This is a genomic window from Chitinophaga sp. SYP-B3965 (assembly GCF_009647655.1).
In the GTDB taxonomy this organism is placed as follows: Bacteria; Bacteroidota; Bacteroidia; order Chitinophagales; family Chitinophagaceae; genus Chitinophaga.
Window position 1 is genome coordinate 1 of sequence record NZ_WJFD01000008.1, and the last position, 12756, is coordinate 12756.

General features: G+C 46.0%; 8 protein-coding genes. 6 read left to right on the forward strand and 2 right to left on the reverse strand.

Features of this window, described 5'->3' with window-relative positions; genetic code table 11:
• Positions 1-171 precede the first annotated feature (171 nt).
• On the reverse strand, positions 172-804 hold the full coding sequence (locus tag GFS24_RS27575) for a response regulator transcription factor (RefSeq protein WP_153665500.1): 633 nt from the start codon (positions 802-804) through the stop codon (positions 172-174).
• The gene (locus GFS24_RS27580) at positions 791-2746 is read right to left on the reverse strand and encodes a sensor histidine kinase (protein WP_153665502.1); all 1956 of its coding nucleotides are present in this window, start codon (positions 2744-2746) and stop codon (positions 791-793) included. Before GFS24_RS27580 ends, GFS24_RS27575 begins: the two co-directional genes overlap by 14 nt.
• 171 nt (positions 2747-2917) lie before the next feature.
• On the opposite strand from GFS24_RS27580, the gene GFS24_RS27585 reads away from it, so the two are divergent.
• The 6 genes from GFS24_RS27585 to GFS24_RS27610 all read left to right on the forward strand — a co-directional run bounded on the left by GFS24_RS27585 (position 2918) and on the right by GFS24_RS27610 (position 12512).
• Positions 2918-3310 carry a hypothetical protein gene (locus tag GFS24_RS27585; protein ID WP_153665504.1) on the forward strand — a complete coding sequence of 131 codons (393 nt, stop codon included), beginning with the start codon at positions 2918-2920 and terminating at the stop codon, positions 3308-3310.
• Positions 3311-3737: 427 nt separating this feature from the next.
• Positions 3738-8438: a gliding motility-associated C-terminal domain-containing protein gene (locus GFS24_RS27590; protein ID WP_153665506.1), complete on the forward strand. Its 4701-nt coding sequence runs from the start codon at positions 3738-3740 to the stop codon at positions 8436-8438.
• A 26-nt stretch (positions 8439-8464) separates the two neighbouring features.
• Positions 8465-9445, forward strand: a complete 981-nt coding sequence (locus GFS24_RS27595) for a type IX secretion system membrane protein PorP/SprF (RefSeq protein ID WP_153665508.1) — start codon at positions 8465-8467, stop codon at positions 9443-9445.
• 21 nt (positions 9446-9466) lie between these two features.
• Positions 9467-11161 (forward strand): OmpA family protein, encoded by a 1695-nt coding sequence (locus GFS24_RS27600; RefSeq protein WP_153665510.1) that lies wholly within the window; start codon positions 9467-9469, stop codon positions 11159-11161.
• Positions 11162-11207: 46 nt separating this feature from the next.
• On the forward strand, positions 11208-11639 hold the full coding sequence (locus tag GFS24_RS27605; RefSeq protein WP_153665512.1) for a MarR family winged helix-turn-helix transcriptional regulator: 432 nt from the start codon (positions 11208-11210) through the stop codon (positions 11637-11639).
• Positions 11640-11681: 42 nt separating this feature from the next.
• Complete coding sequence (locus GFS24_RS27610; RefSeq protein ID WP_153665514.1) at positions 11682-12512, forward strand: NmrA family NAD(P)-binding protein; 831 nt, start codon at positions 11682-11684, stop codon at positions 12510-12512.
• Positions 12513-12756: the final 244 nt, after the last annotated feature.

The following is a 12756-nucleotide window of genomic DNA, read 5'->3' on the forward strand; positions in this document are numbered from 1 at the left end:
TTGGGGAGTGTTTTTTAGTAGGGACCATACCGCGCAGGAAAGGGCCTTTTTTTTTTGGGGGGGGGGGTAAAAAGGGGGCACTTCCTCTTAAATAAAAAACACCCTCTCTGCCGCCAGGGCTCATAAGGGAACTGAGAATTTGTCGCGCAGGAAAGGGCCTTTTCAAATCATTTACAGCAACTTTTGCTCTGCAGCCATTTTGATCAGGGCGGCGGTGTTGCTTGCATCAAATTTCTGCATCAGGTTGCGGCGGTGGGTTTCTACGGTGAACTGGCTTACGCAGAGTTCATCTGCAATGCTGGCGGATGTTCTGCCGGCGGCGATCATGTTTAATACCTGGATCTCTCTTTTGGTTAGGTGAGGGATGTCTTTTAATTCATTCTGTAAGGGGCGGGTCATGATGGCAGTTACTTCTGCGCTGAGGGCAATCCTGCCGGCGAGTACATCATGTACACATCTTACCAGTTCTTCCGAAGATGCATTTTTAAGCAGGTAACCGCTGGCGCCATGCTGCAGCATTTGCATGATGATGCTGCGTTCGCTGTGGTTACTGATGATCAGCACTTTTGTATCTGGGGAGAGCTTTTTTATTTCTTTACATACTTCTACTCCGTTGATGTCTGGCAGTGTGATGTCCAGCAGTACGATGTCTATTCGTTCTGCTTCTTTCAGGAATGAGAGGAAAGCATTTCCTGTTGTGAAGGTACCTGCAATGTGCAGGTCTTCTTCTGCCTGTATTAAAGTAGACAGGCCTTGTACCACAATAGGATGATCATCTACAATAACTAATTTATTCACTGACATTTAATTCAATATTAATAGTGGTGCCTTCTCCTGGTACGGAGTCTACTTCAATTTTCCCTTTCAGGAATTCTATGCGGTTGCGGATGTTATCCCAGCCGAGACCTTTTCCGCCAGCGGCTTTTGGATCGAAACCTTTGCCGTTATCTTCAATGGCTAAGTAGAAGATGTTTTCATTCTGGCTGCATTGCAGCATTATTTCATTGGCGCCGGAATGTTTGATGGCATTGGCTAACAGCTCCTGAGCAATACGATAAATGATGATCTGCGTTTTCTCCGGCAGGTCCGGTTGTACGCCTAATGATTGAAAGCGGATGGCTAATCCTGGTGCAAAGTTTAATTCGCACATATCTTTCAACGCTGTTTCCAGGCCGAAGTTGAGCAGGGATTCCGGCATCATGTTTCTGGCTATCCTTCTTAGTTCGCTTACGGAATTATCCAGTTGGTGAATGATCTGGAATAACTTTTCATCCTGTGTGGTATTAGCTGTTCCAGAGAGGTTCATTTTTACGCCGGCCAGCATGCCCCCTAAGCCATCATGGAGGTCGCGTGCCAGTCTTCTGCGTTCACTTTCTTCACCATCCAGCATGGCTTTGGCTACGTCCAGTTGCTTTTGTTGTTCGATCTCCTGTAGCTTCCTTGCGGCTAGTTTTTTCTGGCTCCTGTAATATAAGAGGGCGAATATGATCACTACCAGTAAGAAGATGCAGGCTGTTGCGAGTAAAGTGGTGAGGAGCCAGGCGTTTTTGGAAGATAATGCCGCCTGTTCATTTTTAGCTTTTAATGCCATGATCTCCTTTTGGCTTTCTGCATTCTTATATCTTACTTCTAATGCATTGATGTCTTTTTTCAGTCGTGTTTGATGCAGGCTGTCGTTTAGCTCGCTGTGCTTTTTCAACCAGATATGTGCCTGCTGGAAATTATTGAGGCCTGCGTTGGATGCGGCAAGGCCTCCGTATATTTTTAAGCGGTTGAGGTTAGTTTCCATCAGGCTTTCATCCTTAGATAGCCGTGATAATAACTCTTTTGCTTTTGCAAAACTCTTCTGTTCTATGAGGGTTTCTGTCTTCAGGAGTTCCAGTTCATCTATCCTGTATTTTCCGTTCACTCCGGCTGCGGATGTTATGCCTTTATCATAACTGATCAATGCGGAATCGTATTGTTTCATTTTATGATGATAAAGTCCTTCTACGAGGTAATATCCTGCATAGAGCTCTGTTTCCGGATAAGGAGCCAGAAGTACAGCCATAGTATCCAGGATGATCTTTGCTTCTTCGTATTTTCCCAGGTTGATCTTGTTCTCTCCTGCTCTGTAATAGGCTATTAATAACCGGCTGTGTTCTTTAGATGCTGATTTTAGTATGGCGATGGCATCATTAAAATATTCTTCTGCTTTATCATACTGCTCTGTGTTGGTAAATGCCAGGGCCACATTGGTATACTCAGAACCGAGGAGCACACTGTCTCCGGACAACTTAGCGAGGGGGATGGCTTTGTTCAGTACGATGTCTACAAATGTGGCATCATCATCTTTTACCTGTTGCAGCACGGCATAATTCTGCCAGGCGTTGGAGCGGACAAGATACCCATTCTTAGACGTGTCTTTTTGCAGGATGGAATCTACTTTCAGGTAAGCTACCTCACTTCTGCTTATGTCCTTATTGAAATAGAGATATCCTTCATGGGCATAAGATTGGGCCAGCATGAGGGGATATTTCTGTCCATAGCGGCGGCCTTCCATGAGGTGATGATCGGCTTTTGCACTGTCGTCCAAATTGCAATAGAGCAGGATGAAATTGAGCTTGGCCTTTATGCTGTCATTTGTTTCCTTTTGCAGTACCTGTGTTACGCTGTCTGCATACCCCTTTTTGAGTAAAGGCAACTGCGCATGGCATAACGGGGCCAGGCATATGAAAACACAAAATATCAGTAGGAAGCGGGTCATAAAAACAAGGTACTTAACAATTGATAATTAAGCGAATAAAGTAAAAATATACCGAAAAACCAGTAGAAATAAATACCCGTTATCAGGATTGACTGGCAGGCACAAGTGGCGGTAACTTTACACCGCAGAGAAATAAAAAACTGAATCACCATTTAACTTAAATCATCGATCATGAAATTTTCATTGAAACTATTGTTATTCCCCGCCTTGTTATGCATGTTAGTTTTTGCAGGATGTTCAGGAAAAGGGGATAACCCAACTCCTACCGGTCACAGGATCAAATACAAAGCAGAAGTTTCTTCCGGCTCCGTTATTAACCTGGTGATGTATATAGCTGCCAGTGGTGAAAACACAACGATCTCCAACCTCTCTGTTGGTACATGGGAAAGTGCAGAGTTTGATCTGCCGGCCAGTACGAGAGCTGTTTCCTTTGGAGCAACAGGAACAGCAGGCAGCGCCAACGCCACTATCAAAGTACAGATCTTTGTAGATGGAGTAATGAAAAAAGAGAGCACTGCCACAGGTGCTGCTTCGTTTGGTGCAAACACCACTTTCTTCTTCTAAAGTTTTCCTACAACCCCATCGGCTCCTTTTGCGTTCTGTGAAAGGAGTCGATTTTTTTTGATGTTATATTGCCTTTTGTTGAAGCGATGCCTGGACGAACAAATATCAAACACGTATCGAACCCGTATCGAACAAAGCCTTTTGGTAAAATAATATTACAGTATATGGTGCCACATGTTTTTCTGTTCTGTAGCATTCGGATACACAAATGGCTACAAATTATATATATCCTTATATCTTCTGCATTCAAATATTTTATTCTAAATTAGCATAGGCAAATTTTAGCCTCATTCTCTCTAAGCAATCGAATTCATATCCTATCCAATTTTGCAGTAAAAGCGTGCTTATGCGCTTACCCTGTTTATTCCTTTGTGCAAAACGGTAAACCTGTTGTCTGGCCCCCCAGTCTACACAAGCAGTACATATCATGCATGTATCCCTGCGCGTATTTGTCTACTCCGCACTAATGTTTTGCTGTGCCCTAAAAGTTCATGCAGAGGGCAGCAAGGAATTAACCGCTAACGGAGGCTCGCGTGCTTTCTGGCGAAGCAGTACTGTTGTTACTGATCAGTTTCCCTTCCCCTATCTTGGTATTATAAAAGTGTATGCCAATGTGGGTGAAAGTATCTACATGGGTTCCAGTGCGCAGGGCATTGGGGTTGGAACTATTACCTGGCGTGCACCTGATGGAACTACCGGTACTTCCGGCAACAGCACTACCATCGGTAGAATTCAGGACAGAAACGAAGAAACCCTCGGGCCCCGTTTAACTACCAATGGTGTGGACCCTGGCTACAATCCTTACATTGTTACGGTGGGAGCAGGCCAGGCAGGGGTTTGGGTGTTGACCTTTAATCCTACTAATCCTGCAGTGGCAGGCGGTACAGCGCCTATTGTTCCCGCAAATAATCCATGGACACAGAATCCCAACAGCTGGTATATTGCTGCATTTGATGTGAGTGTGCGGAACGCTGCCAACACTGCGTTCCTGAGCGGCAGGGCTTTTATGAATATGTTTGCCGCGATCACTTCCAGTGTAGGCGCTACGTTTGGTTCTTTCAACGGCATCTTTAATATCCTCACGCGGGATGGTTATCAATATACGGTGAATGCAAATGGCATGCAGGGTGTTGCTTTTGATTTCTTTGTGAATAACAAAGGATTCAGAAATGCAAGCGGCGATGCTTCTTATCTGAGTATTGCCGGTATTGGTACTACGGCAGGAACTATTCCTGTACACAATCCTACGCTGGCGGATGATGCTACCAACGTAACGTATAAATTATTCTTATCTGCTCCGAATACAGATCTTCCTGTTTCCGCGGCTACAGCTGACGGGCCCACCTGGTTGCTCACTACTCCTATTGTTCCAACGTTGAGCAATTTTGTTTTTACGGGAACAGAAGGTACTCCCAATCAATCGGGGGCGGCTCCATTAGGGGGTAGTTTTTCTTTTACTTCTACGGCGGCGGGTTCTTACAGGATCAGCTTAGATGTGAATCAGAATGGGATCTTCACAGATGTGAGTGATCGTTTACTGACAGGCTTTGCAGTGATCGGCAATAATATAGTGGCATGGGATGCATTGGATGGCGAAGGGAATCCTGTACCTGGTGGTACCACTTTCCTGCCGGGTAGTATTCGTATTGAACTCTTTAGCGGAGAGGTGCATTTTCCTTTATTGGATGTAGAGCGAAATCCTACAGGGATCATCGTTACACGGATCAATGGTTTGAATGCGCCGGATAATGTTTTATTCTGGGATGATCATAATATACCTGACATCGGGACGCCCTCTGTCCCCAAACGTAATCTGGATGGGCAAAGCAGCGCTACCAACGGACATAACTGGAGTTTGAATTTCGGGAATGATAACGGGATGGACAGCTGGAGTTATATCAGCAGTGCGCCTTTGTTGAATACGGTGAATCTTGTGGTGGGGCAGGCGGACCTTCAAGTGGTTCGTATTACACCATCTGCTGCAACTTTCTGTGATGGCGCTACGGCAAGTTATGAAGTGGAAGTGCGGAATAATGGGCCGAGTGCTGTTACGAATGCGCCATTTAACTTCCGTTGGCCTTTTAATCTTACAGGTGTGAATGTAACTTTTTCTGTTACTACCGGTACGGTTACACTGAGTGGTGTGAATAATACACCGGGGGTATATCATGCTGATCTGACGATGAGTAATGGTGGTACTATTGTGTTTACGATAACGGGGACTGTTTCCTCCGGGAGTATTGCCACCTCAGCAGATATTATGCGAACAGCGGATGTAACAGACCCTGATGCTACGAATCCTGATATCCCTATACCTGTTGATGCTTTGGCGGAATGTAATGCGGGGCCTTCTGGTGTTGGCTGTAATAATATTGTTTCCAACACTGTTGTAGTTGGAAGCGCTGTTACTAATAATACCGTCAGTGCGGCGCAGCAAATTTGTCCTGGTGCTGTGCCGGCTGCATTGACGGGAAGTGTTCCTGCTGGGGGAACAGGGACGTTTACGTATCTCTGGGAATCCAGTACAACCAATAACATTGTAGGATTTGCTGCGGCGGCGGGTGTTAATAACGGACAGGGTTATGCACCTGCTGCTTTAAGCAGTACTACATGGTTTAGGCGGGTGGTGAATTCTGGATGTTCTTCAACGAGTGTTGCTGTTGAGATAACGGTTACGCCTCCTCCTGCTGCGCCTGTTGTTACTCCTACTCAACCAACTTGTGCTGTGGCGACTGGGACTATTACTGTGACGCCTGTGGCTGGGTTGACTTATTCTATTAATGGGGTGGATTATAGTGCCGGGCCTTTTGTGGTTACTCCCGGCACATATCAGGTGACAGCGAGGAATGTGGCTGGTTGTACTTCTCCGGCTACGCAGGTGATCATCAATGCACAACCTGTAACTCCTGCTGTACCAGTGGCTACTCCTACGCAACCAACTTGTGCTGTGGCAACTGGAACTATTACGGTGACTCCTGTGGTTGGGTTGACGTATTCTATTAATGGAGCCGATTATTCTGCTTCTGGTACGTTTACGAATGTTGCTGCCGGGACATATCAGGTGACGGCGAGGAATGTTGATGGTTGTACGTCTACAGCTACACAAGTTGTAATTAATGCACAACCAGTAACTCCTGCGGCACCGGTTGCTACTCCTACTCAACCAACTTGTGCTGTGGCGACTGGGACTATTACGGTGACTCCTATGGCTGGGTTAACGTATTCTATTAATGGAACGGATTATGGGGCTTCTGGTACGTTTACGAATGTTGCTGCCGGGACATATCAGGTGACGGCGAGGAATGTTGATGGTTGTACGTCTACAGCTACACAAGTTGTAATTAATGCACAACCAGTAACTCCTGCTGCGCCAGTTGCTACTCCTACGCAACCAACTTGTGCGGTGGCGACGGGGACAATTACTGTGACTCCTGTGGCTGGGTTAACGTATTCTATTAATGGAACGGATTATTCTGCGGGGCCATTTATTGTAACACCTGGGACTTATCAGGTAACAGCGAGGAATGCTGATGGTTGTACTTCTACTGCTACGCAAGTTGTAATTAACGCACAACCTTTAACTCCTGCTGCACCGGTTGCTACTCCTACGCAACCAACTTGTGCTGTTTCTACGGGAACAATTACTGTGACCCCTGTGGCTGGGTTGACATATTCAATCAATGGAACCGATTATTCTGCGGGGCCGTTTACTGTAACTCCTGGGACATATCAGGTGACAGCGAGAAATGTTGATGGTTGTACTTCTACAGCTACGCAAGTAATTATCAATGCACAACCTGTAACTCCTGTTGTGCCAGTTGCGACTCCAACGCAACCAACTTGTGCTGTGGCTACCGGGACTATTACTGTGACTTCAGTTGCAGGGATAACCTATTCTATCAATGGAACGGATTATAGTGCTTCTGGTACGTTTACGAATGTTGCTCCTGGTACTTATCAGGTAACAGCGAGGAACACAGCCGGTTGTACTTCTCCATCCACACAAGTAATAATAAACGCACAACCCGCAATACCAGCAGCTCCGGGCGTTGCAAACATTACTTACTGCCAGGGAGATGTTGCTGCTGCACTAACTGCTACAGGCACAAACATCAAATGGTATAATGCGGGAACGGGTGGTCCGGCGCTTCCATCTCCTGTTACACCACTTACTACAACAGCTGGTGTTACTACCTACTGGGCTTCACAAACAAATGCCGGCGGTTGTGAAAGTCCGCGTGTTTCTTTAACTGTTACGGTATTTGCGAAACCAACATTGCAGGTGACCAGCAGTACGGTGGATATGCTCGCCGCTGATCCAAGACGTGAACTCACCGGCAATGTTACCGGTGGTACTTTCACCGGAACTGGTGTAGTAGCTGAAGCCGGCCGATTCTACTTTAATCCTGCTACTGCAGGCGCTGGTACACATACTATCACTTACGCTTATACTAGTGGTGGTAATTGTACAGTGAATACCACATTCACGATCACTGTCACTGCTCCGGTAGCAGATGTTGTAGTAACAGTAATTGCAGATAACAAACCGGCAGGCATTGGCGATCCATTTGATTATACGATCACAGCAGGTAATAACGGACCGGGCACCGCTACAAATGTTGTAGTGACAGATGTACTGCCAGCTACAGTGGAAGTAGTGAGTACAAATGCAACTGCAGGTACTGTAACCGGTACAAGTACTGTAACCTGGAACATTCCGACGCTGCCCCCTAATACTACCAACACCCTCACGATCACCGTGAAGCCTACGCAATTAGGCGTAGTGCAGAATACCGTTACCATTGCCTCCGGCCAAACAGACAATACACCTGCTAATAATACTTCCGTAGTGTCCAAGGAAATTGTGGGATTGAAAATACCCAATGTGATCACGCCAAACGGAGATGGATACAATGACCGCTTTGTGATCAAAGGACTGGAACTCTATCCGCAGAACCAATTAACGATCATCAACCGCTGGGGTAATCATGTTTATGAAAAACGGAACTACGCTAACGACTGGACGGGCAACGGCCTCGCGGAAGGCACTTATTTCTACATCATCAAGTTAACGGACAGGGAAGGAAAACAACATGATCTCAAAGGGTATCTCATGATCAACAGATGATCCCATAACTTATAAAGCAACGCAACATGAAAGCATATTTTATCACGTTTGCAAGTATCGTACTGATCAACCTCTCCGCCCGGGCGCAGCAGGATGCACAGTTCAGTCAGTATATGTTCAACGGCATCTACATCAATCCGGCTTATGCAGGATACCGGGAACAACTCAATCTCTCTGCATTCTACCGTAACCAGTGGACAGGACTGGACGGCGCACCACAAACATTCTCTTTTGCAGCAGATGCCACGGCCAATAATGAAAGAGTAGGCCTGGCACTCCAGCTGATGAGCGACAAGATAGGTGCAGAATCCAACACCATGGCTTATTTAAACTATTCCTACCGCATCCCGATTGGTGATCCTGATAAAGGAGGGCGCCTGGCATTAGGCATCGGCGCAGGTATTGTGAACTATCAACTGAATGGCAGCAAGCTGGACCCGAACGATGCAGCAGACCCTGTATTACTCAACCAGCGCAGATCTATCCTGCTGCCGGATGCAAGGGCAGGGATCTATTATAGCACAGACCGCATCTATGCAGGGCTTTCTGTAGATAACATCCTCGTACATTATATGCATGAAAATAAAGACCCCGAACATTACTTCCCGGAGAAAAAGATGCACATGTATCTCACCGCAGGCGGACTGGTGCCGCTTTCAGAAAGCTTCCTGCTGAAACCTTCTTTCATGTGGAAAGAAGATTTTGCAGGGCCCGGGAGTCTTGATCTGAATGCATTCCTCCTGATCGTGGAAAAGATCTGGATAGGTGCTTCTTACAGAACGGCCTTTAATGTGATCAAGAAAAAAGACCTGGACCCTGCGTTGAAAAAACCGGCTGCGTTTGTGATGCTGGCGGAGATCTATGTTGCGCAGAAATTAAGGATCGGTTATGGCTATGATATCCCGCTAAATCAACTGGGAGATTATAATTATGGTTCGCATGAAATATCGCTTGGTTATTTCTTTACCCCCCGGAAAGCAAGGATGCTTACACCCCGGTACTTCTGATTCATCTAAACGGACAAACTCATGAAGTTATCTATAATTGTATGTTGCTTTCTGCTTGCGTATATTTCTTCAGTTGGCCAGTATATTACCCGCAGGGCAGCTTCCCAACAGGAAGTATATCATTATGCTGCCGCTGCTGCCTTATATGAAAAAGCTTACAACAAACGTGCTACTGCTGCCAATGCGCGTGCAGCAGCCAACGCTTACCGGCAACTGCGGGATTATCGGGCCGCTGAAACATGGTATGGCAAACTGGCCGTTTTGCCGGAAGCAACAGCAACTGATGTTTATTACTATGGATTAGCGTTACAACAAAATGGTAAATACGCATCTGCGAAGGAACAATTCTCCCGTTGTCTTACAATGTCTGGAAACCCCATACCAGCAGCCGAACTCACCAGGCTGCTGGTTTCCTGTGATTCTGCCACGTTGTGGTTGCAATCTCCGCAGGCATCTATCGTAACAAATGCATCTAACCTCAATAGTGCTTATACAGACTGGGGTGCCTTGAAAGAAGGAGATCAGTTATTCTGGGTTTCAGACAGGCCAACTGGTTCACGCAAAAAACATTTCCTCAAATTCTCTAATGGTAATCCCGTACGCACAGATCAGTATGGCTGGACGGACAATAATTACCTGCAGTTGTATCAAGGAAAAGACAGTGCTGCTACACCTATATATTTTGGTAAAGCTTATCACACCGGTATGCCCTCCCTCCGAAAAGACGGATTGGAAATGTTCTTTTCCCAAACCCACTTTGCAAAGAAGCCACGCAAATTCCTTTCCAGGGATAGCGCCTACAGCATCTATATAGAAACATATTCTGTGAGCAGGGCAACAGACACCAGTGTTTGGAGCGCACCTGTTCCCTTCCGTTATAACAATTCATTATTGTATTCTGTAGGTGATCCGTTTATTACGCCGGATGGAAAACGCCTGTATTTTGTTTCAGACATGCCGGGCACTACAGGTGGTACGGATATTTATTACAGTGAAAGATTGGGAGATAATAATTGGGGAGATGCTGTTAAAATGGGTAATGGGGTGAATACGGCGGGGCAGGAAAGGAGTCCGTATATAGATGAGGATGGTACATTTTATTTTTCTTCAGATGGACATATTGGTATGGGTGGCTTAGATATTTACCGGGTTGAAAATGGGCAACCGGTGAATGTTGGAGCTCCACTGAATAGTTCAGCAGATGATCTTTATTTTTCTGAAGGGTATTTTACTTCTAACCGGATGGGTGGAAAAGGGAATGATGATATTTACCGGTATGAGGAAGTGAAAAAGGAAGAACAGCCACCGGTTGCAGTTGTTAAAGAGGACTCGCCTACAAAATTACCGGACCCGTTGCCTGTGGAGCAACCCATTCGCCTGATCATTTATTATGATTTCGACAAAGCTACTATTAAGCGAGATGCTGCCAGGGACCTGGATCAGTTGGCTGCTTTGCTCAATGAAAAACCAGAGATCCATATTCAATTGAATGCGCATACGGATGCCAGGGGCAAAAAGGCTTATAACCTGGCGCTGTCACAGAAAAGAGCGCAGGCAGCAGTGAATTACCTGGTGGCAAAAGGGATTGCTAAAAGCAGGATGACGGCGAGAGGATATGGAGAAGAGAAACCGGTGAATGGTTGTGTTGATGGGGTTTCCTGTACGGAGGCACAGCATCAGGAGAATCGCAGGACGGAGTTTGAGGTGGATAAATAAGAAATATAGTTAGGCGGCTAAGTATATTTCCCTATATTTGTATTCCATGATAAAACAGAGCGCCCAAAATAACTCTATCGGCAATTTGCTGATCCAGATCTGCAAGCTGCGGAGGAATAAAAGCAATGCTTTGTTGTCTGAAGCGGAGATCCATTCCGGGCAGGATGCCTTGCTTTATCACCTGAGCATTGAAGATGGCCAGACGGTTTCTTCGCTGGTGGAGAAACTGTGCATCCAGCATGGCACTATCGCCAGTATGATAGACCGCATGGAAACATCCGGGGTTATTAAAAAGGAGAAAGATGCCAATGACAAACGGACATCCAGGATATACCTCACGCCTAAGGGGAAGGAAGCATTGACCAAGATATCCAAAGTCTGGAAAACGATGGAAACACTCACCACAAAAGGTTTAACAGAAAAACAGGAAAGTACGCTGCGCGAACTGCTGCAACAGGTACTCACGAATTTGAAATAGCTTTTTTTTATCCATATACTTAGGCGACTAAATAATATTACTATGTTCACCATCTTAAGCGCAACAGGCAAAGCAGGTAGCGAGATCATACGATTCTTTTCTGCAGCCGGCATTCCCTGCAATGCAGTCACCAGCGATCTTTCGAGGTCAGTTGCATTGCCATATGTAAACTGGGTAGAAAATAATATACCGGCAGGAACTAAAAAACTGTTCCTCAACACGGCTGTAACAGGAGATATGTTTGAAGCGCAGTGTAAGATCATTGATACCGCCAAAAAACTGGATGTGGAATACATTGTAAAACTGTCCACCCCCAGTGCGTCTCCCACATCAAAAGACAGAACAGGTCAGGTGCATTGGCAGATAGAAGAATATCTCCGCAATTCCGGCATCAGCTGGAACAGCTTGCAGCCACAGACTTTCATGCAGAACTGGCTGGGCGCCCTCGCCAGCAGTGTCAGAAAAGAAAGGAGGATCTATGCCGTAGCGGGTAATGGGAAGAAAGCGTTTACAGATACGAGAGATATTGGAGAAGTAGCTTTTACATTACTGACTGATCCCAAAACGCATGTCAATAAGATCATTCCCCTTTCCGGGCCTGCGCCTGTAAGCTATTATGATGTGGCAACTGCTATCAGCGAAGCCATTGGCGAAACCGTCAGGTACATCCCTCAAACCCCGGAAGAAGGAAAGGAACGAATGGAAAAAGCAGGGTTTCCGGAATGGGCCGTTCAGATGAACCTGCTCGTTGAAATGGGCCAGGGATCTGGTGCTGCGGAAAAACTGTTCTCTACTCATGTGGCGGAGATCTTAGGAAAGCCGGGAAGAAACATTTATGATTTTGCAAAAGATCATTCTACCTCTTTTATATGAAAACAATCCTGAAGGCCTGGCTCATTACAGCCAGCATCGCAGCTACCATCAACCTGATATGGTTTTATAGTTGTGGTCACGGTGCTGAGTGTAATGGGGCATCCAACATTAAGTGATGGATCGGCAGTTCCGCCGGAATTCAGGATAATGGATATACCTATGCATTTTGTGACGGGATTACTATGTGCGTTTTTGGTTCCGGTTATTGCCAGAAAACGTGCCGGGTAGCTAACAAAAGGGAATT

What these genes read in the sequence shown, in the direction of transcription:
- GFS24_RS27575 (WP_153665500.1), bottom strand. Translation starts at nt 804, where the DNA reads ATGTCAGTGAATAAATTAGTTATTGTAGATGATCATCCTATTGTGGTA.
- GFS24_RS27580 (WP_153665502.1), bottom strand. Translation starts at nt 2,746, where the DNA reads ATGACCCGCTTCCTACTGATATTTTGTGTTTTCATATGCCTGGCCCCG.
- GFS24_RS27585 (WP_153665504.1), top strand. Translation starts at nt 2,918, where the DNA reads ATGAAATTTTCATTGAAACTATTGTTATTCCCCGCCTTGTTATGCATG.
- GFS24_RS27590 (WP_153665506.1), top strand. Translation starts at nt 3,738, where the DNA reads ATGCATGTATCCCTGCGCGTATTTGTCTACTCCGCACTAATGTTTTGC.
- GFS24_RS27595 (WP_153665508.1), top strand. Translation starts at nt 8,465, where the DNA reads ATGAAAGCATATTTTATCACGTTTGCAAGTATCGTACTGATCAACCTC.
- GFS24_RS27600 (WP_153665510.1), top strand. Translation starts at nt 9,467, where the DNA reads ATGAAGTTATCTATAATTGTATGTTGCTTTCTGCTTGCGTATATTTCT.
- GFS24_RS27605 (WP_153665512.1), top strand. Translation starts at nt 11,208, where the DNA reads ATGATAAAACAGAGCGCCCAAAATAACTCTATCGGCAATTTGCTGATC.
- GFS24_RS27610 (WP_153665514.1), top strand. Translation starts at nt 11,682, where the DNA reads ATGTTCACCATCTTAAGCGCAACAGGCAAAGCAGGTAGCGAGATCATA.